This window comes from Streptosporangium roseum DSM 43021 (assembly GCF_000024865.1).
Taxonomy (GTDB): domain Bacteria; phylum Actinomycetota; class Actinomycetes; order Streptosporangiales; family Streptosporangiaceae; genus Streptosporangium; species Streptosporangium roseum.
In genome coordinates, this window is record NC_013595.1 from 6450035 (window position 1) to 6476271 (window position 26237).

Sequence of the window (26237 nt, forward strand, 5' to 3'; positions counted from 1 at the left end):
CTGTCATGCGGCGGCCCGCCGCTCGCGGATCATCCCGGCGAGGTCGGCGAGCTCGTCGAGGCGCACGGTCTCGGCGCCCATCCGGTCCGCCAGGGACCGGGCCAGGCCGAGGCGGACGTGCCCGCTCTCACAGTCCACCACCACGCCCGTCACTCCGGCCAGCAGCCCCGCGGCGCGGTGGGAGTCCTCGACGGTGCCGGAGGTGGCCCGCCCATCGGTGACGAGGACCACCAGCGGACGCCTGGCGGGGTCGCGCAGGCGCTCCACCCGCAGCACCTCGGCGGCCCGGAGCAGTCCCGCGGCGAGCGGGGTGCGGCCGCCGGTGGGCAGGTCGCGCAGCCGGGCCGCGCCCGCCTCGACGGAGGAGGTGGGCGGCAGGACGAGGTCGGCGCGGGTGCCGCGGAAGGTGACCAGCCCGACCTTGTCACGGCGCTGGTAGGCGTCGAGCAGCAGGCCCAGCACGGCCGTCTTGACGGCGCGCATGCGCTGCCGGGCCGCCATGGATCCGCTCGCGTCCACGACGAACAGCACCAGGTTGCCCTCGCGGCCCTCGCGGACGGCCTCCCTGAGGTCCTCGCGCCGCAGCAGCAGGCCGGGGCCGCTCCTGCCGCGGCCGAGCTGGTACGGCGCGGCGGCGCCGACGGTCGCCTTCAGATGCAGGGAGGCGGGACGGCCCTCGGGGGTCCGGGCGCCGGTGGTCCGGCCCAGGGGGGTCCTGGCCCTCGACCTCCTCCCGGGGGCGCCGGCGCCGATCCCGGGGACGGTGAACAGCCTGGCCGGTCGCGCCGGATCCGCGTCGAAGGCCTGGTCGCGGCGGGTGGTGCCGGCCTCCGGCCTCGGGCCCGCGGCCGTCCCGGCCTCGGGTGACGGGGCGTCGGGCGACGGAGCGCCGGCGCTGCCGGGGCCCGCGTCCGGAGCGCCGGGGGGCGCGGGACGGGGCCCCTCCCCGCCGGGGCCGTTCCCGCCGGGACCGTCCTCCGCGGAGCCGTCACCGCCTGGATCCTCGCCGCCGGAGCCGTCCTCGGAGGTGCCGTCCTCGGAGGTGCCGTCCCCGCCGGAGCCGTCACCGCCGGGGCCGGGGCCGTCCGGGTCGTCGTCGGGCTCGTCGGGGACCTGGCCGAGGAGGTCCTCCAGCTTGGACTCGTCCAGGCCGGGGGCGTCGAACGGGTCCCGGCGGCGGCGGTGCGGGAGGGCGAGCCTGGCCGCCTCGCGCACGTCGTCGGCGGTGACGGCGGTACGGCCCTGCCAGGCGGCGTGGGCGATCGCGGCGTTCGCGGTGACCAGGTCGGCGCGGAGGCCGTCCACCTCGAACGCCGCGCAGACCGTGGCGATCTGCCGCAGCGCGGCGTCCGGCAGGACCACGTCCGCCACCCGGGCCCGCGCCTCGGCGATGCGTGCCGCCAGCGCCCGCTCCTGCTCGGACCAGCGGGCGGCGAACCCCTCCGGTCCGGCGTCGAACGCCAGGCGGCGCCGTACCACCTCCGCCCGCTGGGACGGCTCCCGCGACGCCCGGACCTCCACGGTCAGCCCGAACCGGTCGAGGAGCTGCGGCCGCAGCTCCCCCTCCTCGGGGTTCATGGTGCCCACCAGCAGGAACCGGGCGGCGTGCCGTACCGACACCCCCTCGCGCTCGACGTAGCAGGTGCCGAGCGCGGCGGCGTCGAGCAGCAGGTCGACCAGGTGGTCGTGGAGCAGGTTGACCTCGTCGACGTACAGGACGCCCCGGTGCGCGGCCGCGAGGAGGCCGGGCTCGAAGGCCTTCACCCCCTCGGTGAGGGCGCGTTCGATGTCGAGCGAGCCGGCCAGGCGGTCCTCGGAGGCGCCGACGGGCAGCTCGACCAGGCGCGCGGGCCGGGCGGCCCCGGTCCGGACCTCGTGCGGCCCGTCCGGACACTCAGGGTCCGGCGCGGCGGGGTCGCACGAGAAGCGGCAGCCGTTCACCACCTCGACGGCGGGCAGCAGCGCCGCCAGCGCCCGCACGATCGTGGACTTGGCGGTGCCCTTCTCGCCCCGGACCAGCACCCCGCCGACGCGGGGGGAGACGGCGTTGAGGATGAGCGCGAGTTTCAGGTCCTCCGATCCCACGATCGCGGTGAAGGGATAGCGCGGGTCACGCACCTTCGAGATCTCCTTGGATGTCGTCATGCGGGGTAGCTCAGCCGCCAGCGCCCGCCCCGCCCGGTGAGCGCGACGCGGGCCAGCGGCGCGACGTCGACACGCCAGAAGGCGGAGGGGGGCGCGCCGACGGCGTGGACGACCGCGGCGCGGATGAACGGAGGATGGGTGACGGCGACGGTACGGCCGGGAGCCCGGCGGGAGAGCCAGCCGGCCACCCGGTCGAGCAGGCCGGCGATCGACTCCCCTCCGTGGGGCGCGGCGGCGGGGTCGGTGAGCCAGGCGGCGAGGGACTCGGGTTCGCCGGCCTCGACCTCGTCCAGCGTCTTCCCGGTCCACCTGCCGTAGTCGCAGTCGGCCAGCAGCGGGTCGAGGTCGATCCGCAGGCCGAGCGCCGCGGCCGTCTGGGTGCAGCGCAGCTCGGCGGCGCAGGCCGCCGAGCCGTGGCCGAACCGCGCGGCCAGGCCGGCGGCCTGGCGCAGGCCGCGTCCGTCGAGCGGTTCGTCGCCCGGGAACGCGGCCCGTGCCGTCGCCGAGGTCGAGGCGTGGCAGACCAGCAGCAGGCGGGTGACCCCCGAGGGGGCCGTCACACCGGGCTGCGCCTGCGCGCGGCGAAGGCGAACAGGACGCCGACCCCGAGCCAGAAGACCGCCTGGGTGCCGATGGAGGCGATCCGGAAGTCCCACAGCAGGTCGGCGGGGAACCCCTGGGGCACCTCGTCGATCTCCGGCAGCAGGATCCAGGCCGCCGCCACCGGGACGAGCACCGTGGCGCCCGTGGCCGACCAGCGCAGCCAGGGCTCGCTCCGGGTGGCATAGCGGTGGGTGGCGGCGCCCGCGGCGACGGCCAGGATCCCGATGACCACCGCGACCAGGTAGAGCACGGTGCGCTGGTTGATCGTCTCGGGGTCGCCGACGGCGGGCGGGTTGGCGGGATATTTCAGGAAGGGGACGAGGACGATCGCGGTGAACGCGGCGGCCGCGAGAGTGATCGCGAGCACCGGTTCCGAGCGGGGTCCGGCCCGGCCGCGCACGGCGGCGTAGGCGAGGGCGAACAGGCCGCCGACGGCCACGCCGTACAGGCCGAGGGCCAGGAAGAGCCCGAAGCGCTGGCCGTCCCTGCTGACCAGCGCCTCCCCCTCCTCGTGGGAGTGGCCCGCGGGTTCGGCCTCCTCGTGGGAGTGGGTTCCGGCGGCCGGGGCGGCGGCCGCGGCCGCCTCCTCCAGCGCGATGGCCCGGTCGATGCGCGGCTCGCCCACGGTGTAGGCGAAGACGGCCGCGAACAGCCCTGCGAGCAGTCCGGCGAGCATGCCCCGGACGATGAGTTTGGTGATCACGTGCGGCTCAGTGGCACGGCACGCCGAGCAGATGACGCCCGTCGTGCATGAGTTCGTGCAGGTAGTTCCCGGTCTGCGAGATCGCTCCCTGGTCGAAGGCGACCAGGTAGGCGATGAGCAGCAGCACCGGTACGGCGAGCAGCCAGCGGGTGAGGGAGATCCATGGGATGGGCTGGGCGTGCGGAGCCGAGATCTGGCTCACGGCCACCTCCTTCGGGATTGACGCGTCCCTTTTCGTAGGTCGGTGGCGGCCGAGTGACCTGGCTCCCGGCCCCGAAGGCCCGGTTACAGTGGCGCGACCGCACCGGAATCTCACCGGATTTCCCTCGCACCGCCACAAAACACCCGGAACGTATCCCGGTTACCTATCGCCCGTCAATCCGGACAGATCCCGTCGGGCTATGCGATTCACACGGCCGTTCCGGGAAACACCGACAGCCGGGCGGCGGTCCCGGCGCCCGGGGAACACCGACAGCGGGGCGGCGGCCCGGCGCCCGGGGAACACGGAGAGCGGGGCGGCGGCCCGGCGACCACCACCCCGCGAACGGATCTCCGCTACTCGCCGGTGAGCGCGTTCACCAGATCGGCGGCGGTACGGCAGCGGTCGAACAGCTCGCCCACGTGCGCTCTGGTACCGCGCAGCGGCTCCATGGTCGGGACGCGCTGCAGGGACTCGCGGCCGGGGATGTCGAAGATGACCGAGTCCCAGGAGGCGGCCGCGACCGACTCGCTGAACTGGCTCAGGCAACGTCCCCGGAAATAGGCCCGCGTGTCGCTGGGCGGGGCCTCGATGGCCCGCTGGACCTCTTCCTCGGTGACCAGGCGCTGCATCCGGCCCCGGGCGACCAGCCGGTTGTACAGGCCTCGGTCGGGACGGATGTCGGAGTACTGAAGGTCGACGAGCTGCAGGCGCGGATGGGACCAGGGAAGGCCGTCGCGGGTGCGGTAGCCCTCCAGCAGCTCCAGCTTGGCCACCCAGTCCAGCTCCCTGGACAGCTGCATCGGGTCCTCGGCCAGGCGGGTCAGGACCGACTCCCAGCGGTCCAGGACGTCCTTGGTGAGCTCGTCCACGCCGTTGCCGCTGCGCTCCTCGGCGTACTTGCGCGCCAGCTCCAGATACTCCATCTGGAGCTGGACCGCCGTGAGCTTGCGGCCGTCGCGCATCGCGATCTCGTATTTGAGCGTCGGGTCGTGGGAGACCGCGCGCAGCGCCTGGACGGGGTTCTCCACGGCGAGGTCGCGGGTGAAGTAGCCGTCCTCGATCATGGCCAGGACCAGCGCGGTGGAGCCCAGCTTCAGGTAGGTCGAGATCTCCGACATGTTGGCGTCGCCGATGATGACGTGCAGGCGGCGGTACTTCTCCGGGTCGGCGTGCGGCTCGTCCCGGGTGTTGATGATCGGCCTCTTGAGCGTGGTCTCCAGGCCCACCTCGACCTCGAAGAAGTCGGCCCGCTGGCTGATCTGGAAGCCCTCGCCCCGCGAGTCCTGCCCGATGCCGACCTTGCCGGCGCCGGTGACGACCTGCCGGGAGACGAAGAAGGGCGTCAGGTGCCTGACGATGTCGGCGAACGGCGTGGCCCGCCGCATCAGGTAGTTCTCATGGCAGCCGTAGGAGGCGCCCTTGTTGTCGGTGTTGTTCTTGTAGAGCTGGATCGGGGCGTTGGTGGGGATGGCCGAGGCGCGGACCGCGGCGTCGTGCATGACCCGCTCCCCCGCCTTGTCCCAGATCACCGCGGCCCGCGGGTTGGTGCACTCGGGAGTGGAGTATTCGGGATGGGCGTGGTCGACGTAGAGCCGAGCCCCGTTGGTGAGGATCACGTTGGCCAGGCCCAGATCCTCGTCCGTGAGCTGGCTCTGATCGGCCACCTCCCTGGACAGGTCGAAGCCCCGGGCGTCGCGGAGCGGGTTCTCCTCCTCGAAGTCCCATCGTGCCCGCCGCGCCCTGGCGGCCGAGGCGGCCAGGTAGGCGTTGACGACCTGAGAGGAGGTCACCATCGCGTTGGCCCCCGGCTGTCCGGGCACGGAGATGCCGTACTCCGTCTCGATGCCCATCACCCGCCGTACCGTCATGCGCACCCTCTGTTCATCCGGGACTGTCTTCTCCGCCGTATATATCCCCGACCCTAGACCCTTCACTATGCCCGGTGGTCAGACAGTTATGGCACCGAGGCCTTTTCGCCCGTCGCGAAGGGCTCCCATGGTGGCGGGGAGGGCGGCGCGGACGGCGGCGCGGCCCGCCGCCGGCGTCTGGCCTTGACGAATTCCTGAACCGGCCGTTCGGCCACCCGGTACACCAGGTAGGAGAAGGCCATCGCGGCCAGCGTGGTGACCACGGCGGTCAGCCAGGGCGGCAGCGTGTCCCGCAGGGCAGGGATGATCACGACGGCGGCCGTGGTGTGGAACAGGTAGAGCGGGTAGGTCAGGGCGCCCAGGGTGACCAGGCCGCGCCAGCGCAGCCGGCTCAGCCAGCCGAGCGCCACCATCGCCATGAGCACGTAGAAGAAGATCACGGTGGCGGCGACGGCCCATTCGGGCACGGGCATCGCGGCGTAGCCGACCTTCTCGATGCGCCCGGCGACCCGGTCGATCGCCGAGTTGACCGCCAGGCCGGCGCTGATCCCGGCCAGGCACCACAGGATCAGCCTGGGCCCGTGCTTGGTCATCAGGAAGAAGGCCATGCCGCCGACGAAGTACGCCGCGTACTTGGGCATCACCACGAGGTCGACCCACTTGTCCTCGCTGCCCGCGAAGAACCCGGCGGCCAGCAGCCAGACGCCCATGAAGACCAGGCAGCGGTTGAGCGTCACCCCGACGAGCACCAGGACCGAGATCAGCAGGTAGAAACGGAGCTCGACCCAGAGCGACCAGTAGACGCCGTTGGCGTCGTAGACGCCGAAGGCCCGCTGGAGCATCGTGAGGTTGACCCCGTACTCCCCGGCGCTGAGCTTGGGGTCCAGGGCGGTGGCGGCGGTGAGGCCGTAGACCGCGGCCGTCACGCCGACGCTGACCCAGTAGGCGGGGAAGAGCCGCACCAGCCGGGACAGGGCGAACGCGCCCAGCCCCCGGCCCCAGACACTCATCAGGATGACGAATCCGCTGATCATGAAGAACAGCTCGACGCCCAGGATGCCGAGACCGGACAGCGTGGAGATCGCGGGGAACAGCTTGGACGGGCGATCCCCCCACACCGAGGCGAAGGCGATGAAGTAGTGGAAGGCGAGCACCGCCAGGGCGGCGACGAAACGGAGGAGGTCGAGTTCGGCGAGGCGGCCGCTCCCCCGAGCCGCTCCGCGAGACCCCGCGCCGGTCACCTGACGACCAGGCCGAAATGTTCACGCACGCCACTTGGACGGCGTTTTGATCAATTGGGTTCCATGTGACGTCACTTCACTTCTGTGACGAGTGGGAATCGGTGGCCGGGGCCGGGAACGCCGACGGCGCGGCCCCCGGCGGGGGGACCGCGCCATCGCGCGCGTTGCCGGCGTCGCCAGTCGCCGTGGTGCTGCTAGAGGTACTGGCCGGTGTTGGCCACCGTGTCGATGGATCGACCGGCCTCGGTGCCCTGCTTGCCCGTCACGAGGGTGCGGATGTAGACGATCCGCTCGCCCTTCTTGCCGGAGATGCGGGCCCAGTCGTCGGGGTTGGTGGTGTTGGGCAGGTCCTCGTTCTCGGAGAACTCGTCCACGCAGGCCGCCAGCAGATGCTGGATCCGCAGGCCCTTCTGCCCGGACTCGAGGAACTGCTTGATCGCCATCTTCTTGCTGCGGTCGACGATGTTCTGGATCATGGCGCCGGAGTTGAAGTCCTTGAAGTACAGGACCTCCTTGTCGCCGTTGGCGTAGGTCACCTCGAGGAAGCGGTTCTCCTCGCTCTCGGTGTACATCCGCTCGACCACCCGCTGGATCATGCCCGAGATGGTGCCCCCGCGGCTTCCGCCGTGCTCGGCGAGGTCCTCGGGATGGAGGGGGAGGTCTTCGATGAGGTATTTCGAGAAGATGTCCTTGGCCGCCTCGGCGTCCGGCCGCTCGATCTTGATCTTGACGTCCAGACGGCCGGGCCGCAGGATCGCCGGGTCGATCATGTCCTCGCGGTTGGAGGCGCCGATCACGATCACGTTCTCCAGGCCCTCGACGCCGTCGATCTCCGACAGGAGCTGGGGAACGATGGTGTTCTCGACGTCGGAGGAGACGCCCGAGCCTCGGGTCCGGAAGATCGAGTCCATCTCGTCGAAGAACACGATCACCGGGGTGCCCTCGGAGGCCTTCTCACGGGCCCGCTGGAAGACCAGGCGGATGTGCCGCTCGGTCTCGCCGACGTACTTGTTGAGAAGCTCGGGACCCTTGATGTTGAGGAAGAAACTCTTACCGGACTGGCCGGTCTTCTCCGCGACCTGCTTGGCCAGGGAGTTGGCGACGGCCTTGGCGATGAGCGTCTTGCCGCAGCCGGGCGGACCGTACAGCAGCACGCCCTTCGGCGGACGGAGCTTGTGCTCGCGGAAGAGGTCGGCGTGCAGGTAGGGAAGCTCGATCGCGTCCCGGATCTGCTCGATCTGCCGCATGAGCCCGCCGATCTCCTCGTAGGAGATGTCGGGCACCTCCTCCAGGACGAGCTCTTCGACCTCGGACTTGGGGATGCGCTCGTAGACGTAGCCCGAGCGCGGTTCCAGCAGCAGGGAGTCGCCCGCCCGGATCGGCTGGCCGACCAACGACTCGGCGAGCTTCACCACCCGCTCCTCGTCGGCGTGCGAGATCACCAGCGCGCGCCGGCCGTCCTCAAGGAGCTCCTTGAGCATCACGATCTCGCCGAGTTCCTCGAACCCGAGGGCCTCCACCACGTTGAGCGCCTCGTTGAGCATGACCTCCTGGCCACGCTTCAGCGAGTCGACCTCCACCGCTGGACTGACGTTCACTCGAAGTTTGCGGCCACCGGTGAAGACCTCCACCGTGCCGTCTTCCCTGCTTTCGAGGAACACGCCGAACCCGGATGGCGGCTGCGCCAACCGGTCGACTTCCTCCTTCAGCGCGACGATCTGGTCTCTGGCCTCCTTGAGGGTGGCCACCAGACGCTCGTTCTGGCCTGTGACGGCTGCCAGATTCGCCTGCACTTCATGGAGACGCTCTTCGAGGACCCTGGCCTGCCGGGGAGACTCCGTCAACTTCCGACGTAGCGCGGTGAGCTCCTCCTGCAGGAAGGAGACCTGTGTTGTGAGGTCAGCGACCTCCCGTTCGCGCTGCGCGGCTCGAGCCTCAGCGTCGTCGCGAGCTGCCACGGCGTCACCTCCTTCCCAGTCGAGACCGACTACTCAAAACCCTACCCATCTGGGGGCTGTCCCTTACCTGGCCGAGCAGTGTTCGTATGGCTACATTAAGTTGGCAGTGATTAATCCCTTATGGTGCGTTTAGTCCTGTGAGCATGAGAACACGTCCATCTGTTCCCTTGTCACTGGTAAACGTACCGTCGTGGCCGAATCGTCATCATCTGGTAGAGGAACCGGACTCTTCGCCATGCGCCCCCTTTGCCGGACGTCTGCGACGAGGTGGTGGCGTCACCCCGTCCGCCATGCGGCGGGCGGTGACGAGGAAGCCGGTGTGCCCGACCATCCGGTGATCGGGTCGTACGGCCAGACCTTCGACATGCCAGTCGCGAACCAGGGTCTCCCACGCATGGGGCTCGGTGAAACTCCCGTGTTCGCGGAGAGTTTCGACGGTGCGGGACAACTGGGTCGTAGTCGCCACATAACAGCAGATGACGCCACCGGGCGTGAGAGCCTTGGCGGCGGCGTCCACGCACTCCCACGGGGCGAGCATGTCCAGGATGATCCGGTCGACGTCGCTCTCGTCGAGCGCCTCCACGAAGTCGCCCACGACCAGGCGCCACTGGTCCATCGGACCGCCGTAGAACTTCTCCACGTTCTTGGTGGCGACCTCGGCGAAGTCCTCACGCCGCTCGTAGGAGGTGACGGTGCCCTCGTTGCCCACGGCACGCAGCAGGAAGCAGGTGAGCGCGCCGGAGCCGACCCCCGCCTCCACGACGCGCGCGCCGGGGAAGATGTCGGCCATGGCGACGATCTGCGCCGAGTCCTTCGGATAGATGACCGCCGCGCCACGGGGCATGGACAGCGTGTAGTCCTGGAGCAGGTGCCTGAACGCGAGATACTGGGTGCCGCCGGACGAGCGCACCACCGACCCCTCGGGCTGGCCGATCAGCTCGCTGTGCGGGATTCCGCCCTTGTGCGTGTGGAAGACCCCGTCTTCCTTCAACGTCACCGTGTGACGCTTGTTCTTGGGATCGGTGAGCTGAACCTGATCCCCGGCCTGAAACGGCCCATGCCTGCGAAAACCCATGCCCGCAAGGTTATCGGCGTACGGCTGCCGCCGGTTCCGCTCCGGGGCCGGGCGACCCCCTCCGGCCGGGTCGAGCCGTCCGGGTCCGGCCCGCGCCCGCGCGCCCCCGCCCGGGGCGGTCCGAAAACGATTCGCCCGTCATAGGGGTAGCTGATAGCACTGGGAGGGTGTTTCCTCGAGACGTGATACCCGCCGGCCCTGTCGTCCTGCGAATGCTCGGCCCCGACGACGCCGAGCCGATAGCCCGCGCCTGCTCCGATCCGGAGATCACCCGCTTCATCCCGACCGTGCCGGTGCCGTACACCCGCGACGACGCCCTCCACTACCTGAAGGTCGCCGAGCGGCTCTGGGAGAGCGGCGGCGCCTCGTTCGCCGTGGCGGACGCCGGTACGGGCGAGTGGCTGGGCAACATCGGGCTCAAGGCGCTCGACCCGCGGGGCAACGGCGAGGTCGGCTACCTGATCGCGCCGTGGGCCCGGAGGCGCGGGGTCGCCACGGCGGCCACCAGGGCGCTGACCGAGTGGGCCTTCGCCCACGGGGTGCGGCGCATGGAACTGCTGGCCGACGTGGAGAACCTGGCCAGCCAGCGGGTCGCGCTGGCCGCCGGCTTCCGACGCGAGGGGGTGCAGCGCTCGGCGGAGGAGCGGCGCGACGGCACCCGCGGCGACCTGGTGTCCTTCGCCAGGCTGTCCGACGACTCCGGCGACCGCGTCCAGCCGTACCTGCCCGGTTTCCCCGGCGGCTCGCTGTCCGACGGCGTGGTACGGCTGGCGCCGCTGAACCTGGCCGACGCCGACGACTACCACGCGCTGCAGAACCTTCCGGAGGTCGTGGCGCACAGCGTGCCGCCGCAGGCCCCCGACCCGGCGGAGAGCGAGGAGTCCTGCCGGGAGGCGGGCATGCGCTGGCTGGCCGGCGACCGGGTCGAGGTGGCCGTGCGCGACGCGCGGACGGACGCCTTCGCCGGGCACATCCAGCTCACCTCGATCATCCCGCCCCTGGGACAGGCCATGACGGGCTACAGCACGCTGCCGGAGTTCCGCGGCAGGGGCTTCACCGCCCGGGCGGTGGTCCTGCTGGTGGAGTGGGCCTTCGGGCACACCCCACTGGCCCGGATCATCGCGGGCACCTCCCCGGACAACGTCGCCTCGCACCGCGTGCTGCAGCGCGCCGGCTTCACCCGGGGACCCCTCATGCACGGGCTGCTGCCGGGCCCCGACGGCACGCGCCTGGACGACCAGCAGTGGTACCGCCTGCGTCCCGGGGCGTAGGTCGCGGGACTCCCCCGCCACCGGCCCCACCCGCAGCGGGAGCCGAACGGCGGGAGCCGGCCGGCGAGGTCCGGCCGGCGGGATTCAGCCCGGGGGGGGCAGCCAGGGGGTTCAGTCGGCGGGGTTCAGTCGGCGCCGAACTCCTCCCTGAGCCTGGCGAAGGCGGCGTCGGTGCCCAGCAGGGCGCGGTCGATGTCGGCGTCGGTGTGGGCGGCCGACAGGAACCAGTTGTGCCAGGGATGCAGGTAGACCCCTTCCCGCAGGCAGGCCGAGGCCCAGAACATGCCCTTGTCCAGGGTCGTGTCGCCCTCGAAGGAGAGCCACGGGATCTGCACCGGGCCGGTCTGGTTGACCACGAAGCCGTGGGAGGCGGCCTGTGCGGCGAGGCCCTCGCGCAGGCGGGTGCCCGCCCGCTCGATCAGGGCCACGCCGTCGATGTCGCGCAGGGTCTCGATGGTGGCCTTGGCCGCGGCCATCGGGGCGGCGTTGAACCAGAACGAGCCGGTCGAGTAGATCGTCTGGGCCGGGCCCCGCAGGGCGTCCACGCCGGTGACGGCCGCGATCGGGTGGCCGTTGGCCATGGCCTTGCTGAAGGCGTACAGGTCGGGGCGGACGCCCAGGGTCTCCCAGGAGCCGCCGAGGTGGAGGCGCCAGCCGCCGCGCACGTCGTCGATCACCAGCGCGGCGCCGATCCGGTCGGCCAGGGCCCGCAGGCCCCGGGCGAACTCGGGGGCGGCGAGCTCCTGGTCCTCGAAGGAGTCGTGCTTGAAAGGCGTCACGATGATCGCGGCGACGTCGCCCTCGGCCCGGGCCGCGGCCTCCTCGGCGCTGGCCAGGTCGTTGTAGGTGTATTCGATCAGGTCGGCGCGCTCGCTGGGCGTGGTGCCCGACGGGCTGGGCGTGCACCAGGGGTCGGCCCCGTGGTAGGAGCCGTGGGCCATGAGCACCTTGGTCCGGCCGGTGGCGGCCCGGGCGACCATCAGCGCCTGGGTGGTGGCGTCGGTGCCGTTCTTGGAGAACATCACCCAGTCGGCCTGCGGGACGGTCTCCACCATCAGCTCGGCGAGCTCCACGTAGACCGGGCCCGGGCCGTTGAGGCAGTCGCCCGCGGCGAGCTGGGCGGTGACGGCGGCCTCCACCGCGGGATGGCGGTGGCCAAGCACGACGGGGCCCCAGGAGCACATGAGGTCGATGTACTCGCGTCCGTCCGCGTCGAGCTGGCGGCACCCCTGGCCGCCGACGAAGAACTGCGGGTATCCGGGGCCGTGCAGGGCCGCGTTGAGGTGGCCGTACATGCCGCCGGGGACGACCCTGGCGGCCCGCTCCCGGAGGCTGGCGTCGATGGACATGTGTGTGTCGTCCTTTCAGGTTGGGACTAGTCACGTTCGGAGGGGCCGGGAGCCGCACACGCGGCCGCCGCGGCGGGGCCGGAGCGCCCGGCGCGTTCCCCCGGCCGGCCCACCGGCCGGCGCGCCCGGCGCGTTTCAGCGGCCGGCCCGGTGGCCTGCGCGCCCGGCGCGTTTCGAGGGCCGGCCGGGGGTGCGTGGCAGCGCTGTCAGCCGCTCGCCCGCAGCTCCGCCGCCCCGTCCAGACCGGCGTCGGAGCCGAGGCCTCCGGCGACCCGGGCGGCCACCGCGGTGCCGAGCCCGGCGGCGGCGAGGACGTCGCGGCCGTCGACCAGGCCGGCGATGAACCCGGCGCAGTAGGCGTCGCCGCAGCCGGTGGTGTCCACCACCGGGACGTCGAGGGCGGGTACCCGCGTGATCCCCGAGGCGGTGGCGATCAGGCTGCCCTCCCCGCCCAGCGTGACGAGCACGGCCCCGGGCCCCTCTTCCAGCAGCGTGAGCGCGGCCCGTTCCACGTCGGCCGCGCCGCTCATCATGAGCGCCTGCTCCTCGTTGGGCAGGAAGTAGTCCACGTGAGGCAGAAAGCTCCGCGCTCCCTGCATCAGATCCGGCATATTGGACAGTAGGTCCATCGTGATGATCGTGCCCGCCTCCCGGGCCTCGGCCAGGAGGGCGAAGAAACCCGGGTCGTGCAGGCCCCAGGTCACGTCCATGCCGCCCAGGTGCACGACCCGCGCGCCGGTGACGCGCCCGCGGTCGAGGTCGGTGAGGGACAGGCCCAGGTTGGCACCGGGCACGTGGAAGGACGGGCGCCCCCCGTCCGGCCGGATGGGCAGGATCGAGGCGGCGGTCTGCTCGCCGCCCTTGCGGACGATCCCGGTGACGTCCACCCCGCGCCGTTCCATGATCATGACGAGGAAGTCGCCGAGCTCGTCGTCGCCGACCGCTCCCATCGAGGCGACCGGGACGCCGATCCTGGCCAGGGTCACGGCGGTCCCGGCGGCCGCGCCCGCCGCGGTGATGCGGATCTGCTCCAGCAGGTGGGTGTCCTGCCCTGCCGGGATCGACTCCACGGGCCGGGCGAGCACGTCCACGATGTGCACCCCGAGGGTGACGACGGTCATAGCGAGTCCTCCTCATGTCTTCAGCGGATAATAGACGGGCGCCCGAATACCATGTCAACGAGGAAGAAGAGAGAGGGACCGGATGCCGAAGATCGTCGACCACGGAGAGCGCCGGGAGGAGGTCGTCGAGGCCGCCCGCCGCATCATCCTGCGCGAGGGCATCGAGGCGGCCACGACCAGGGCCATCGCCAAGGAGGCCGGCTACTCCAACGGCGTGCTCACCCACTACTTCGCCGACAAGGACGACATCATGCTGTCGGCGCTGCGCTCCTCGCACCGGCGCATCGTGGAGCGGCTGCGCGGCAAGCTGGCCGGGCGCGGCGGGCTGGCCGCGCTCCGCGAGCTCCTGCTCGACAACCTGCCGCTGGACGACGAGCGCACCCGGGAGAGCGGGCTGGAGATCGGCTTCTGGAGCCGGAGCCTGACCAGCCCGGCGATGTTGGAGGCGCAGCGCGCCGAGGCCGGGGAGCTGCGCTACCTGGTGCGCAGCCTGCTCGGCGCGGCCGCCGAGGCCGGGGAGATCACCACCGGGGAGGACCTGGGCGACGTCGCCGAGCGGCTGCTGGCCCTGGTCGACGGGCTGAGCGTGCGCAGCCTGCTCTATCCCGACCGGCTGGGCGCCGAGCGCCTGGAGAGGCTGCTCGGCGCCGAACTGGACCGGCTTCAGACCACCAGCGCGTAGAGGCGGTCGGCGAGCCCTCCGGCGGTGGGCCGCTTGGCCGCGTCCCCGATGCAGGCGTGGACCAGCTCCGACAGTTCGGGCTCCAGGTCGGCGTGGACCGACGGCGGCGTGCTGTAGACCTTGCGCAGGGTCAGCAGCGGATCATGGACGGGCAGCTCGCCGTACAGGCCGGTGCGGGTCACCGCCCAGTGCAACGTCGCGCCGAGCGACCACACGTCCCCGGCGGGAGTGGGCGTCTCCCCCTGCAGCAGCGCCGGGTCGGTGAACTCCACCGAGCCGATGTCGCCCATCCCGGTCACCGTCACCCCCGGCATCAGCACCTGCGACAGGCCCAGATCCGAGAGCTTGCCCCCGGCGTCGGTGAGCAGCACGTTGCCGGGGCGGATGTCACGGTGCACGATGCCCTCCTCGTGCAGCGCCTGCGCGGCGTGGGCCACGCAGGCGATCGAGCGCAGCGCCCGCTCCCGCGTCGGCGGCTCCGCGGGCCGGCCCAGCGAGCCGCCGGGAAGATACTCCATCGAGTAGTAGAAGACACCGCCCTGCTGCCCCGCGTCATAGAGCGTCACCAGGTAGGGGGAGCGCACCGCGGCGAAGGCCTTCAGCTCGCGGGTGGCCCGCCGGAAGGCGTCACCTCCGGTGCCCCCCACCACCTTCACCGCGACGTAGTCCGCCTCGACCGGCAGCCGATCGGGTTTCCTCGCCAGATAGAACTCGCCATGATTACCCGCCCCCAGTGAGCGGACGAACTCGTAGTCGGCGATGCCTTCCACCAACGTCTCCCCTCCACGCTTCACGCGACGCTCGCGGCGACAACCCCCCACACGGTAACGTCGCCCTGGTCATTCTCGGGGCTCTTCTTTACTTACGGGAAGCGTGCTCGCAAGTGCTCCACGTAGATCTGCTCCTGCTCGACCTGATGATCGTCCTCGCCGCCGCACGACTGCTCGGAGCGGTGGCCCGACGGCTCGGCCAGCCCCCGGTCATCGGCGAGATCGTGGCGGGCATCCTGCTCGGCCCCACCCTCCTCGGCCCGCTGATCGGCGACCGGCTGTTCGGCGCGGAGATGCGCGCCCCGCTGCAGGCGCTGGCCAACGTCGGGCTGGTGCTGTTCATGTTCGTCGTCGGCCTGGAGCTGGACCAGAAGCTGGTCAGGGGCAAGGGCCGGATCGCGGTGACCGTGGCGCTCGGCTCCACCGTGGTGCCGTTCGTCCTGGGGTGCGTGCTCGCGCTCGGCATCGCGGGCGACCACGTGGGCGGCGACAAGACGCTGCCGTTCGTGCTGTTCATGGGGGCGGCGATGTCCGCCACCGCCTTCCCGGTGCTGGCGCGCATCCTCACCGACCGCGGGATGCAGCGCATCGCGCTCGGCGGCCTGTCCCTGGCCGCGGCCGCGGTGATCGACGTGCTCGCCTGGACCGTGCTGGCCGTGGTGGTGGGCATCGCCGGTGCGGGTGACGCCGAGGGGCAGTGGAAGGTCCTGCTCACCGTCCCGTACGCGCTGGTGATGTTCCTGGTGGTCCGGCCGCTGCTGGCCCGGCTGGTGCCCGCCTACGAGAAGGCGGGACGGCTGACGCCGAGCCTGCTGTCGCTGGTGCTCATCGGCCTCATCGCCTCGGCCTGGGCCACCGAGTGGTTGCACGTGCACTTCATCTTCGGGGCGTTCGTGTTCGGCGCGGTGATGCCCCGTGAGGGCGCGGAACGGCTCAACCACGAGATCCTGGAACGGCTGGAGCAGCTCGCCGTGCTGTTGCTGCTGCCGATGTTCTTCGTGGTGGCGGGGCTCAACGTCAACCTGCGCGCGCTGGACCTGTCCAGTCTCGGCACGCTGGCCGCGATCCTGGCGGTGGCGGTCGGCGGCAAGCTGCTCGGCTCCTACGCGGCGGCGCGGGCGCAGCGGCTGCCCGACCGGCCGGCCTGGGCGATGGCCGTCCTGCTCAACACCCGGGGACTGACCGAGATCGTCATCCTCAGCGTCGGCCTGCAGAAGGGCGTGCTCGACGACGAGCTGTACTCGCTGATGGTGGTGATGGCCCTCGTCACCACCGCGATGACCGGCCCGCTGCTGCGCAGGATCTACCCCGACCGGCGCGTGGCCCGCGACATCGCCGAGGCCGAGCGCGCCGCCCTCGGAGTGGCCGCCGCCCACCGGGTGCTGACCGTCGTGCCGGGCTCCCCCGCCGAGCAGGCTCCGCTGGTGGACCTGGCGGCCACCCTGGCGCGGGCCGCGTCCCCGTCGGAGGTGGTCCTCGCCCACCTGCGGCCCTACCCTCAGGGCCGCCTGGAGGTCGGCAGTGGCCTCTCCTCCGAGCTGGCCGAGCTGGCCGAGACCCTCCACGACCTGGAGGGCCTCGCCGGCACCGTCCGTGCCCGCGGCCCGGAGGTCAGGGTGGTGAGCCGGTTCAGCGGCGACGTGGCGGCCGAGCTGCCCGAGCTGGTCAGCGGCGCGCAGCCCGATCTGGTCGTGCTGCCGGCCGATGCCACCGGCTACGCCGGGATCCGCGACGGCGTCGTCTGCCGCGTGGTGACCGTCTCCCCGGCGGCCGCCTCCGGCCTCCAGGACTCCCCTGTCCGGACCCCCTCGGGCTCCCCCGACCCCGCCGCCCGGGCATCTGGATCCGCGACGGGGCCGATCGCCGTGCACCACGGCTCCGGCGGCGACGCCGCCGCTCACGTGGCGCTGACCCTGGCGCTCCTTCAGGATCGCCCGCTGGTCGTCACCGGCGGCGGCCGGGCCTCCGCCCTGGCCCAGCGGCTGGCCAAGCTCGGGGTGGCGGCCACCTCCGGCGCGGTCCCGGCCGGCGCACTCGTCGTGGCCCCCGACGCCGGCACCGCCGTGGACGGCGCGCACCTGCTGGTCCGCGCCGAGCAGGACGCCGACCCGGTGGACTGGGCGGCGGCCGTCTCAGCGCTGCGCGCCCCGGTCCCCCACCCCTGACCGGGGCGTCACGGGACCTCCGGGAAACGGACGGGCGGCACGGCACGGGCCGTACCGCCCGGGAGGACGGGTCCGCTAGCGGTTGCGGTGCGACTCGTAGCGCATGGTGCGGGAGACGCCGATCCGCACGGTCGTGCCGGGCAGGATCGCGACCGCCTCGTTCGGCGGGATGTCGTAGAAGTTGGGGTCGCCCGGCGGCTGGATCTGGGTGCCGTTGACCGATCCCAGGTCGACCAGGTTGACGTCCCAGCCGTCCAGCGCCACCCGCAGGTGACGGCGGGAGACCGACCCGTCGGGGCTGGTGACCTTGGCCGGGCGCACCGAGCCGTCGGCGACCTCGGGGGCCCGCTCGGGGTCGCGGCCGACCAGGTAGTCGGTGTCGAGGCGGAGCGTCATGCCGTCGTCGAGGAGCAGCACGCCCAGCGGCGGGCGCGGTCCCTTGTAGGGGACGAGCGTGCGCTGCACCAGCGCGATGCCGCAGACCGCGCAGTACGGCACGCGCGGGTCGTTGAAGTGGTCGTTCTTGCAGTCCACCCCGTAGACCAGCGGTCGCGACTCCGGCTGCGGCTCCGGCCCGGAAGGCGGCTCGGGCGCGGCCTGCGGACCGTCCGGGGTCAGCAGTTCGTACTCGAACGGCTGGTCACGGGCGTCGACGGGGTCGCCGCCGATCCCGCTCGCCCTGGCGGTCTCCACCTCTTCCTGCGGGACCGCGACCGGAACCGGCCCGGAGGGTGGCCCCTGCGGTGGGACCGGCATGGGGTCGGGCTGCCACGCCGGCGGCGCGGAGAGATGGGGCTCCGGCGCGGGCAGCGGGACGGGGACCGGAGGGTAGTGCTCGGGAGAGCTCATCGGGTAGGGCGCCGGCGGTGCGCTGTCCACCGGGGGTGCCGACCGTTCGGGGCGCGCCGGAGCCGGCGGCTCCGCCGGGGAGACGGCCTCCGCCTGCGGCGCGGACGGCCGGACGGCCGGCGGAGCGGTCTCCGCCCGGGGCGCGGGCCGCTGGACGGCCGATGGCCCCCCGCCCTCGGTCAGGTCGCACCAGACGCCGCCGCCGACGATGACACCGCCGTCCAGCCGGGCGAGCGGGTGCGCCTCGCCGGCCTCGGGCAGGCGCAGCTCCACCCGGGTCACCGGGCCGGGCACCAGCCGGTCGGACCAGGTGAGCGCGTCACGCCCGGCCAGCTGGACCTCGCCGCCCGAGCCGGTGACCGAAGCGAAGGCCGGGCCGCTGACCAGCACGGCCACTCCCCCGGTGACGGGACCGGCGACGGCGCACGCCACGGGCTCGCCCATCATGACGGCCAGCACCTGGGCGACCCGGCGGGCCAGCGCGCGGCCGTCCCCGCCCGAGGCCGCGGTCTCCCTCAACGCCCCCAGCAGGTCCTCCACGACGGCCTCGGCCGCGTCACACACCAGCAGCAGACCACCCACGTGGGCGACCAGCCCGTTGCCCGGAAGCGGACGCACCACCCCGAAGCCCTCGTCGGTCATGAAACCTCCTTCGCCGGCTTCATGACCAAGGTGCTGTGCTGAATCGTTGCCTTGCTTCGCGCGGTCATGAAACCTCCTTCGTCGGCTTCATGACCAGGGTGCTGTGCTGAATCGTTCCCTCGCTTCGCTCGGTCACAAAACTCTCCCTCCCCGAAAACGCCATCGGATGAACGGCACGCGCATCGGACCGTTCGCCACCAGCCACACGCATACCCAGACGACGGTGAAATGCGTCCAGAACGCGGCCGGCGGCACCGGATCAATGAAATCGACTGCACCGGACCGTAGCAAAAAGTACAGCAGAAGACCTTCGGGAACGAGCGTCAGCAAACCGAACAGCGTCGGCCAGTCCTTCTCCCACCGGAACTGCATGAGGAAGTGGTAGACGAGCTCCCAGCCCACCCCCAGCACGGCGACCGCCGCGAGGACCAGGAACCCGTTGACGTAGCGGTCACCGAGCGGCCCGGAGGAGCCCGGAAGCACCGGCACGATCAGCAACGTGATGATCGCGCCCACGGTGGCGAGCAGGAAGAGGCGCGTCTGGATGCGCCCCGCCAGAGTCGGAACCACGGAGGATTACTCCTTACACCGGCGAGTTGAAGGCCCATTTGAACCACTGCGAGGTCGACCGGAGCGGCCCCATCCTGCGGACGAACCCCCGCCGTGCCAGGTCGTCGGCGATCTCCTGGGCCGCGATCTGCAGGCCGAGGAAGGTGTCGACGCCGGGGAAGTAACCGCCGAGCGTCGCCGAGCCGGAGGCGTAGAGGACGCCGTCGCCGCTGGCCGTCCCCTTCACCTCGAAGTGGCGCTCCACCTCCAGCCGGCCGACCGGGTTGCGGTAGGCCCCGCCGTGCCGGAGCAGGTCCTCGTAGATCCGGTGCTCGGCGATGTCGGCCTCAAGGCCGGTGCAGTCGATGATGTAGTCGGCCACCGGCTCGCGGACGATGCCGTCGCTGCTGCGCACGTAGCTGACCAGCCGGCCGTCGGGGCCGCGCTCCACCCGGTCCACGGTGCCCTGCACGGGGTGGTAGTAGCCGCCGCTGCGGCCCGCCCGCATCTGCTCCTGCCAGCGCCGGCGGTAGGGGGTGTTGGTGCCGCCCATCTCCTTGTACTTCGCGGCCCGCTCGGCGCCCTCCAGCCGGCGCATCTGCGCCTTGAGCTGGCCTCCCCACACCGACTTGGGATAGTTGAAGCCCTGGTAGGCCCAGCCGTCGCCGCCCTTGCGCCGCGCCCAGACGTGCGGGCCGTGGGAGCCGGTGACGAAGGTCCGGAAGATGTGGACGATCTGGGTCTGCAGCCGGAACTTCTCCCGGTCGTCGAACAGGCGCTGCAGCACGCGGGAGGCCACGACGCCGCCGCCCCGGATGACCACCGTGCCGGGACGGGTCTTGAGGAACTCGTAGACCTGCTCGTGCGGCTCGTAGGCGTTCACCACGTGCTGGTAGTCGCCGTGCTTGGTACGGAACTCCTGCAGGTCGGGCAGGAACTTCAGGCCGGGGTAGCCGATCGCGATGTGCACGAAGCGCGAGCGGAAGATGATGCGCTTGGTGGGCGCCGAGCCCTCGGGCGGGGTGACCACGGTGAAGTAGCCGCCGCCGGCCCGCCGGCGGACCATCCGGACCTGGCCCTTGACCAGCATGTCCCAGTAGTCGATGCGCTTGGCCTCGCGCTCCAGGCTCTGGAAGACCGTGCCGGCGCGCGGCGTCCAGTAGTCGTTCAGGAGCGGCTCGGTCAGCAGCTGCCACAGGTAGGCCGGCGTCTTGTCCGTCCAGGTCTCCTGCAGCGCATAGGAGGGGAACCCCCAGATGTTGTCGGGCCGCGAGGCGGAGTCGGAGCGGATCCGCTCGGAGCGGGGGATCTGCGAGCACCTGGTCAGGAACTCGTAGGTCTGCCACGGGGTGTCGATGTTGGACACCACCCGCATCTGGGAGGCGGGCACGCCGTAGATCCGCAGGTAGTCCAGGGTCACGAAGGAGCCCATGCCACCGCCGACCGTCAGGAACGGAATGTCGTACATGGGAATGCCGGCGGCTGCGACCAGCTGATCGCTCCATTCGGGCGTGCCGAGCAGCTCCGGAGTGAGATCACCGGCCGAGACCGGCGTGTGGGGGGGTGCCAATGGATGCGTCCCTTAGCTACATGGCCAACCGGTGCGGTTGGCCAGAACACTAGTCGTGGCGCGCACCGAAAACGAGAGGGCAGAACGGTACGTTCTGCCCCTCCGCACCGCCGTGGCGTCCCGGCACACATTCAGTGTGACGCCCGAAACCCCTCGGTGGTTCGCTCAGACCCCGCTGAACACCCGGTTCACGTCCGAGGTGGCCAGCACCCCGAAGATCTCGCCGCCGCGCTCCACGAGGAGGTACTCCCCCGCTGGGGCCTCGCGCATGGCGTCGATCAGGGACTCCCCCGACAGGTCGGCGGCCAGCACCAGCGACGGTTCGAGGCCGCGCGCCAGCGAGCCGGCCGTCACCCAGGGGCGGCGGTTCTCCGGGGTGGCCTCCACCGCGACCTCGTTGACGATCCCGGTCGGGCGGCCCTCGTGGTCGACCACCACCATCGCCCCCGCCTGGGCCTCCGCGGCCCGGCGCAGGGCCTCGGCCAGCGGCACGTCGCCGGTCACCGCGATGGCCCGCCTGGCCAGGGCGCGGGCGTTCACCTGCGGGATGCGGGCGCGCACCCGGGCGCCGCGCAGCGCCTGGGTGGCGCCGAACCAGATGAAGGAGGCCAGCAGCACCGACCAGATGAGCTCCCAGCCCGGCGCCTGCCCGCTCATCAGCGCCAGGCCGACGGGCACCGCGACCATGACGACGGCCAGCACGCGGCCCACCCAGGCCGCGGCGATCGTGCCCGAGCCCGGGTTGCGGGTGGCCTTCCAGACACCGGCGCGCAGCATGCGCCCGCCGTCGAGCGGCAGCCCCGGCAGGAGGTTGAAGACCCCGACGATCAGGTTGGCGAACCAGAGCTGGAAGGTCAGCACGCCGAGGACGGTGCCCGGGTCGATGACCAGGGAGGCGGCGAAACCAATCGCGGCCAGCCCGAGCGAGAGCAGCGGCCCGGCGAAGGCCACCATGAACTCCCGGCCTGGGGTCTCCGGCTCGCGCTCGATCTCCGAGACGCCGCCGAGCAGGTAGAGGGTGATGCGGCGGACCGGCAGGCCGTACATCCTGGCGACCACGCAGTGCGCCAGCTCGTGCAGCAGCACCGAGACGTACAGCAGCACCGCGAAGACGAACGAGACGAGATACGTCACCGGGACGCTCAGCTCGGGCAGCCGGCCGGTCACGATCGGCTGGTAGGTGAAGGTGATGAACGCCGCCACGATGAACCAGGTCGGCGAGACGTACACCGGGATGCCGAACGGCCGCCCCATCCGCAGTCCCGGGCTGTTCTGACGCGGGCTCTCGCTGCTCACCGCTGGCTCACCACTCCTCGTTACACTCCGCCTTCAGGCCTCGATGCTACGCGCCATCAGGCCGCCCGCAGACGGTGCGAGCCCCCTTGGGCCCAAACTGTCGCCACTGTGACCTACAGTGCGGACATGTCACTGACCGAGCCCACGATCATCGGAGCGCTGTCGCCGTCTCGCGCCGGTGACTTCATGACGTGCCCGTTGCTCTACCGCTTCCGGGTGATCGACCGGCTGCCCGAGCCGCCGTCGCCCGCCGCGGTGCGCGGCACGATGGTCCACTCGGTGCTGGAGCGCCTCTACGATCTCCCCGCCCCCGCGCGCACGGTCGCCGCGGCCCAGGAGCTGCTGGAGCCGCAGTGGCACAGGCTGCTGGCCGAGGACCCCGCCTACGGCGGGATGTTCGCCGACGACCGGGAGCAGGCCCAGTGGCTGGCCCAGGCCGGCTCCATGCTGGAGCGCTACTTCACCCTTGAGGATCCCACCTGCCTGGAGCCCGCCGAGCGGGAGCTGTATGTGGAGGCGGTGCTCGACAACGGCCTGATGCTGCGCGGTTACATCGACCGGCTGGACGTCGCGCCCACCGGCGAGGTGCGCGTGGTCGACTACAAGACCGGCAGCGCGCCGGGGCCGGCCTTCGAGGCCAAGGCCCTGTTCCAGATGAAGTTCTACGCGCTGACGCTGTGGCGGCTGCACGGCTCGGTGCCGCGCCTGCTGCAGTTGATGTATCTGGGGGGCGGCGGCGAGGTGCTCCGCTATGCCCCGGACGAGGCGGATCTCCGTGCCACCGAGCGCAAGGTGCAGGCCCTGTGGACGGCCATCGAGCGGGCGATGGAGACCGGCGAGTGGCCCCCCAGGCCCAGCCGCCTGTGCGACTGGTGCAGCTACCAGGAGCTGTGCCCGCAGTTCGGCGGCACTCCCCCGCCGCTGCCCGGGCGGCAGCCGGGCGACACCGTGCGCAGCACCCGCCGCACCTCCAGGGCCGCGACCGACGAGCTCTGAACGGCCGGGGCCCCGCGGACACGGGCCTCATGGACGTGGGCCTCGTGGACGCACCGGAGACGGCTCCCAGCCTCCGGCCCCGGGGGCACGGGGCTTCCCGGGCGCCACGGAGGCGACGTCCGGCCGCTCTCCACAGCCCGGGGCCCCGCGGGTCATCCGTGGGGATGAGTGCGATATCCCCCCGTAGCAGGGTGGCTGGAGAAACGGGACGCCTAAATTGATTGTGTGCGCAACACCCCAGGCGGCCTGCGGGCCTGGCTCCACGGACACCCGCTGATCTCCGACGCCGCCCTGGCGGTGGCGCTTGCGGCCGCCGCCGTGCCGTGCGCCTACGTCACCTCCCTGTCCGGCTTCGACGCCCCGGCCGGCGCCGCCGGGCCCGACGCGCTGGGCCTCACCCTGATCGTGGCCGGCTGCCTGTCCCCGGCGCTGCGCCGGCGTCTGCCGTTCACGATGCTCTTCCTGGTCGGCGTCGTGGAGATGACGCTGGCGTCACTGGACCGGAGCGGCTCCCTGCTCTGGGTCGCCGCGCTGGTGCTGGTCTACACGATCGCCGCCCGTCGCGGCCTGGCGCTCAGCCTGTGCGCGCTGGTGCTGAGCCTCACCTACCGCGCCGTCTTCGCGGTGACGGCCGCCGACCCCGGCGACCGGACGGCGCACCTGTTCGTGGCCCTGCTGACCATGACGCTGTGGATCGCCGGGCGCGGTGTCCGGCTGCGCCGGGCCTACCTCGCCGAGCTGCGCGACCGGGCCGGGCGGATGGAGCGGGCCCGGGAGGCCGACACGCGGGCGGCCAGGGCCGAGGAGCGCTCCCGCATCGCCCGCGAGCTGCACGACGTGGTCGCCCACCACGTGAGCGTGATGACCGTCCAGGCCTCCGCGGCCCGCCGGGTGCTGGCCACCAACCCCGACGGCGCCCGTGAGGCGCTGTCGGCGATCGAGGAGATGGGCCGGACCGCGATGGCCGAGATGCGCAACATCGTGGGCGTGCTCAGGACCGACGCGGCGCCCGCCGAGCGCAACCCCCAGCCGGGGGTGCAGGAGATCCCCACCCTGGTCGACCAGATGCGCGAGGCGGGCCTGCGGACGCAGCTGTGGATCGAGGGCCGGGAGGGCTCGCTGCCGCCCGGCGTCGACCTGGCCGTCTACCGGCTGGTCCAGGAGGCGCTGACCAACAGCCTGCGGCACGCGGGACCGCAGGCCCGCGCCTGGGTGACCGTACGGCAGGAGCCGGGCGAGCTGGCTGTCCGGGTCGAGGACGACGGTCAGGGCTCCGGCGCCGCCGGACCGGCCGACGACCGGACCGGGCACGGGCTGGTCGGCATCCGCGAGCGTGTGGCCCTCTATGGTGGGATCCTGAGGATCGGCCCGCGTCCGGAGGGCGGGTTCGAGGTCAATGCCCGGTTTCCCCTCAAGGACGTGTGATGACGATCAGAGTGTTACTGGTGGACGACCAGCCACTGCTGCGCACCGGTTTCCGTCTCATCCTGGAGGCCGAGCCGGATGTCACCGTGGTCGGCGAGGCCGGGGACGGCAAGGCCGCTCAGGACCAGTCGCGGGCGCTGATGCCCGACGTGGTGCTGATGGACATCCGGATGCCGGGCGTGGACGGCATAGAGGCGACCCGCCGGATCGTGCGGGAGGCCGTGAGCGGGGCCCACGTGCCCAAGGTCCTGGTGCTGACGACCTTCGACCTGGACGAATACATCGTGGAGGCGCTGCGCGCCGGGGCCAGCGGCTTCCTGCTGAAGGACGTCCCGCCGGACGAGCTGGTGCAGGCCATCAGGGTGGTCGCGGCGGGGGACGCCATCGTCGCGCCGAGCGTGACCCGGCGGCTGCTGGACAGGTTCGGGGCGCGCCTGCCCTCGGCACACCAGCAGCCCACCCCGGCCCGCCTGGACCGGCTCACCGAGCGCGAGATGGAGGTGCTGCGGCTGATCGCCCGGGGCATGTCCAACGCGGAGATCGCCGCCGAGCTCGTGGTGAGCGAGACGACGGTCAAGACCCACGTCGGCAACGTCCTCACCAAGCTCGGCCTGCGCGACCGGGTCCAGGCCGTGGTCCTGGCCTACGAGACCGGCCTGATCACCCCGGGCGCCATCCCCTAGGCTCCCTGCGGAAGACTCCGGATCGACCACCTCCCGAACCGCACCACCATCCGGCAGGGACCGGACCGGCATCCGGGACCACCCGGCTCCCCCACCCCGGCCGGGGAATGCGCCCCGGAACCCGGATCGACCACCTCCCGAACCGCACCACCATCCGGCAGGGACCGGACCGGCATCCGGGACCACCCGGCTCGCGAGCGCGGCCGGGAGGATCCGGGTCAGAGTCCGGCGAGGATCCGGGCGATCACCGGCCGGGTGTCGGCGCGGCGCCAGGCGACGGCGGTGGTGCAGCGGCATCCGTCGGAGAGCAGGACGAACACCACCCCGGCGCGGGCGTAGTGGTCGTCGGTGCTCTGCGAGAGCAGGGCGATGCCCTGACCGGCCGCGACCAGCTCCAGGGTCTCCTCGATCGCGCGGGACTCCACCTCACCTGCGATGTCCCCGACACCGATGGACCCCGGATGACGGAAGGCCCGCCAGACCGGGTCGGGGCTGCGGGGCACCACCCAGACGCGGCCGGCCAGGTCGGCGGGGCCGACCTCGGCCAGCCGGGCGAGCGGGTCGCCGGCGGGCACGGCGACGGCCCTCCGGTCGCTGCCGAGGACCAGCACCTCCAGGGCGTCGCCGGTGCTCAGCGGAGGCCACACCACGGCCAGGTCGCTGGTCCCGGCCAGCAGGCCGCACGACGGGTCGTCGAAATCGAAGCGGCGCGGCCGTACTTCCCTGCCGGAGGCACGCCGTATCCCGTCAAACAGCCGGGAGGTGCGCGTGCCGGCCGCCTCGCCCATGAATCCCACGGTCAGCCCGGAGGTGTCCCCGGCCAGCAGGGCCTCCAACTCGTCGGCGGCGGTCGTCACCGCCACGGCGTGGGCCAGCAGCCGGCCGCCCAGCTCGGTCAGGCGCACCCCGTCGCGGTCGCGGATCAGCAGCGGCCGTCCGGCGCCGGCCTCCAGGCGTTTCACGGCGGCGCTCACGGTCGGCTGGCTGACCCCGAGCGAGGTGGCCGCGCCCCGGAACGACCCGGCCCTGGCCACGGCGACGAACGCCCGTACGGCCGGCAGCGTAACGTCCATC

General features: G+C 72.1%; 22 protein-coding genes and 1 riboswitch. Of the genes, 6 read left to right on the forward strand and 16 right to left on the reverse strand.

Annotation, left to right across the window (positions count from 1 at the left end):
* Positions 1-3: 3 nt before the first annotated feature.
* The 8 genes from SROS_RS28360 to SROS_RS28395 form a co-directional block, all read right to left on the reverse strand.
* A complete protein-coding gene (locus tag SROS_RS28360) occupies positions 4-2145 on the reverse strand; it encodes a putative cobaltochelatase (RefSeq protein WP_012892355.1) in 2142 nt (713 codons plus the stop codon).
* Positions 2142-2705: a histidine phosphatase family protein gene (locus SROS_RS28365; RefSeq protein WP_012892356.1), complete on the reverse strand. Its 564-nt coding sequence runs from the start codon at positions 2703-2705 to the stop codon at positions 2142-2144. Before SROS_RS28365 ends, SROS_RS28360 begins: the two co-directional genes overlap by 4 nt.
* Positions 2702-3451 carry a CbtA family protein gene (locus SROS_RS28370; RefSeq protein WP_012892357.1) on the reverse strand — a complete coding sequence of 250 codons (750 nt, stop codon included), beginning with the start codon at positions 3449-3451 and terminating at the stop codon, positions 2702-2704. The genes SROS_RS28365 and SROS_RS28370 overlap by 4 nt, the downstream gene beginning before the upstream one ends.
* A gap of 7 nt (positions 3452-3458) precedes the next feature.
* Positions 3459-3653: a CbtB domain-containing protein gene (locus SROS_RS28375; RefSeq protein ID WP_012892358.1), complete on the reverse strand. Its 195-nt coding sequence runs from the start codon at positions 3651-3653 to the stop codon at positions 3459-3461.
* Between the two features lie 30 nt (positions 3654-3683).
* Positions 3684-3802: riboswitch (cobalamin riboswitch) on the reverse strand.
* A gap of 204 nt (positions 3803-4006) precedes the next feature.
* Positions 4007-5521 (reverse strand): depupylase/deamidase Dop, encoded by a 1515-nt coding sequence (dop, locus tag SROS_RS28380; protein WP_012892359.1) that lies wholly within the window; start codon positions 5519-5521, stop codon positions 4007-4009.
* An 86-nt stretch (positions 5522-5607) separates the two neighbouring features.
* Positions 5608-6762: an acyltransferase family protein gene (locus SROS_RS28385; protein ID WP_012892360.1), complete on the reverse strand. Its 1155-nt coding sequence runs from the start codon at positions 6760-6762 to the stop codon at positions 5608-5610.
* A 194-nt stretch (positions 6763-6956) separates the two neighbouring features.
* Positions 6957-8720, reverse strand: a complete 1764-nt coding sequence (gene arc, locus SROS_RS28390; protein WP_012892361.1) for a proteasome ATPase — start codon at positions 8718-8720, stop codon at positions 6957-6959.
* 205 nt (positions 8721-8925) lie between these two features.
* A complete protein-coding gene (locus SROS_RS28395; protein WP_012892362.1) occupies positions 8926-9795 on the reverse strand; it encodes a tRNA (adenine-N1)-methyltransferase in 870 nt (289 codons plus the stop codon).
* Positions 9796-10007: 212 nt separating this feature from the next.
* Between SROS_RS28395 and SROS_RS28400 the strand changes: the two genes are divergently transcribed.
* Positions 10008-11066, forward strand: a complete 1059-nt coding sequence (locus SROS_RS28400; protein ID WP_012892363.1) for a GNAT family N-acetyltransferase — start codon at positions 10008-10010, stop codon at positions 11064-11066.
* A gap of 125 nt (positions 11067-11191) precedes the next feature.
* Here SROS_RS28400 and SROS_RS28405 read toward each other — a convergent pair whose 3' ends face one another.
* Together SROS_RS28405 and SROS_RS28410 are read right to left on the reverse strand one after the other, a co-directional pair.
* Positions 11192-12415 carry an aminotransferase class III-fold pyridoxal phosphate-dependent enzyme gene (locus SROS_RS28405; protein WP_012892364.1) on the reverse strand — a complete coding sequence of 408 codons (1224 nt, stop codon included), beginning with the start codon at positions 12413-12415 and terminating at the stop codon, positions 11192-11194.
* Between the two features lie 206 nt (positions 12416-12621).
* Entirely contained in the window at positions 12622-13536 is a 915-nt protein-coding gene (locus SROS_RS28410; RefSeq protein ID WP_012892365.1) for a carbohydrate kinase family protein, read from the reverse strand.
* Positions 13537-13618: 82 nt separating this feature from the next.
* Between SROS_RS28410 and SROS_RS28415 the strand changes: the two genes are divergently transcribed.
* On the forward strand, positions 13619-14218 hold the full coding sequence (locus SROS_RS28415) for a TetR/AcrR family transcriptional regulator (protein WP_012892366.1): 600 nt from the start codon (positions 13619-13621) through the stop codon (positions 14216-14218).
* Here SROS_RS28415 and SROS_RS28420 read toward each other — a convergent pair.
* Entirely contained in the window at positions 14200-14988 is a 789-nt protein-coding gene (locus SROS_RS28420) for a serine/threonine-protein kinase (protein WP_012892367.1), read from the reverse strand. The two genes, SROS_RS28415 and SROS_RS28420, sit on opposite strands and share 19 nt — an antisense overlap.
* Before the next feature lie 113 nt (positions 14989-15101).
* Between SROS_RS28420 and SROS_RS28425 the strand changes: the two genes are divergently transcribed.
* A complete protein-coding gene (locus SROS_RS28425; RefSeq protein ID WP_012892368.1) occupies positions 15102-17153 on the forward strand; it encodes a cation:proton antiporter domain-containing protein in 2052 nt (683 codons plus the stop codon).
* A 75-nt stretch (positions 17154-17228) separates the two neighbouring features.
* Here SROS_RS28425 and SROS_RS28430 read toward each other — a convergent pair whose 3' ends face one another.
* From SROS_RS28430 to SROS_RS28445, 4 genes are all read right to left on the reverse strand, one after another.
* Positions 17229-18644, reverse strand: coding sequence for an FHA domain-containing protein (locus SROS_RS28430; RefSeq protein WP_012892369.1), 1416 nt, complete (start codon positions 18642-18644; stop codon positions 17229-17231).
* Positions 18645-18776: 132 nt separating this feature from the next.
* Positions 18777-19214: a hypothetical protein gene (locus SROS_RS28435; RefSeq protein ID WP_012892370.1), complete on the reverse strand. Its 438-nt coding sequence runs from the start codon at positions 19212-19214 to the stop codon at positions 18777-18779.
* Between the two features lie 13 nt (positions 19215-19227).
* Positions 19228-20763 (reverse strand): hypothetical protein, encoded by a 1536-nt coding sequence (locus SROS_RS28440; protein ID WP_012892371.1) that lies wholly within the window; start codon positions 20761-20763, stop codon positions 19228-19230.
* Between the two features lie 165 nt (positions 20764-20928).
* On the reverse strand, positions 20929-22017 hold the full coding sequence (locus SROS_RS28445) for a site-2 protease family protein (RefSeq protein ID WP_012892372.1): 1089 nt from the start codon (positions 22015-22017) through the stop codon (positions 20929-20931).
* Between the two features lie 168 nt (positions 22018-22185).
* On the opposite strand from SROS_RS28445, the gene SROS_RS28450 reads away from it, so the two are divergent.
* From SROS_RS28450 to SROS_RS28460, 3 genes are all read left to right on the forward strand, one after another.
* The gene (locus tag SROS_RS28450) at positions 22186-23055 is read left to right on the forward strand and encodes a RecB family exonuclease (RefSeq protein WP_043653142.1); all 870 of its coding nucleotides are present in this window, start codon (positions 22186-22188) and stop codon (positions 23053-23055) included.
* A gap of 225 nt (positions 23056-23280) precedes the next feature.
* The gene (locus tag SROS_RS28455) at positions 23281-24480 is read left to right on the forward strand and encodes a sensor histidine kinase (protein ID WP_012892374.1); all 1200 of its coding nucleotides are present in this window, start codon (positions 23281-23283) and stop codon (positions 24478-24480) included.
* On the forward strand, positions 24480-25163 hold the full coding sequence (locus tag SROS_RS28460; protein WP_012892375.1) for a response regulator: 684 nt from the start codon (positions 24480-24482) through the stop codon (positions 25161-25163). Before SROS_RS28455 ends, SROS_RS28460 begins: the two co-directional genes overlap by 1 nt.
* Before the next feature lie 218 nt (positions 25164-25381).
* Here SROS_RS28460 and SROS_RS28465 read toward each other — a convergent pair whose 3' ends face one another.
* Positions 25382-26236 carry a LysR family transcriptional regulator gene (locus SROS_RS28465; protein WP_012892376.1) on the reverse strand — a complete coding sequence of 285 codons (855 nt, stop codon included), beginning with the start codon at positions 26234-26236 and terminating at the stop codon, positions 25382-25384.
* Position 26237: the final 1 nt, after the last annotated feature.

What these genes read in the sequence shown, in the direction of transcription:
- SROS_RS28360 (WP_012892355.1), bottom strand. Translation starts at nt 2,145, where the DNA reads ATGACGACATCCAAGGAGATCTCGAAGGTGCGTGACCCGCGCTATCCC.
- dop (WP_012892359.1), bottom strand. Translation starts at nt 5,521, where the DNA reads ATGACGGTACGGCGGGTGATGGGCATCGAGACGGAGTACGGCATCTCC.
- SROS_RS28395 (WP_012892362.1), bottom strand. Translation starts at nt 9,795, where the DNA reads ATGGGTTTTCGCAGGCATGGGCCGTTTCAGGCCGGGGATCAGGTTCAG.
- SROS_RS28400 (WP_012892363.1), top strand. Translation starts at nt 10,008, where the DNA reads ATGCTCGGCCCCGACGACGCCGAGCCGATAGCCCGCGCCTGCTCCGAT.
- SROS_RS28405 (WP_012892364.1), bottom strand. Translation starts at nt 12,415, where the DNA reads ATGTCCATCGACGCCAGCCTCCGGGAGCGGGCCGCCAGGGTCGTCCCC.
- SROS_RS28410 (WP_012892365.1), bottom strand. Translation starts at nt 13,536, where the DNA reads ATGACCGTCGTCACCCTCGGGGTGCACATCGTGGACGTGCTCGCCCGG.
- SROS_RS28415 (WP_012892366.1), top strand. Translation starts at nt 13,619, where the DNA reads ATGCCGAAGATCGTCGACCACGGAGAGCGCCGGGAGGAGGTCGTCGAG.
- SROS_RS28430 (WP_012892369.1), bottom strand. Translation starts at nt 18,644, where the DNA reads ATGACCGACGAGGGCTTCGGGGTGGTGCGTCCGCTTCCGGGCAACGGG.
- SROS_RS28445 (WP_012892372.1), bottom strand. Translation starts at nt 22,017, where the DNA reads ATGGGGCGGCCGTTCGGCATCCCGGTGTACGTCTCGCCGACCTGGTTC.
- SROS_RS28450 (WP_043653142.1), top strand. Translation starts at nt 22,186, where the DNA reads ATGTCACTGACCGAGCCCACGATCATCGGAGCGCTGTCGCCGTCTCGC.
- SROS_RS28460 (WP_012892375.1), top strand. Translation starts at nt 24,480, where the DNA reads ATGACGATCAGAGTGTTACTGGTGGACGACCAGCCACTGCTGCGCACC.
- SROS_RS28465 (WP_012892376.1), bottom strand. Translation starts at nt 26,236, where the DNA reads ATGGACGTTACGCTGCCGGCCGTACGGGCGTTCGTCGCCGTGGCCAGG.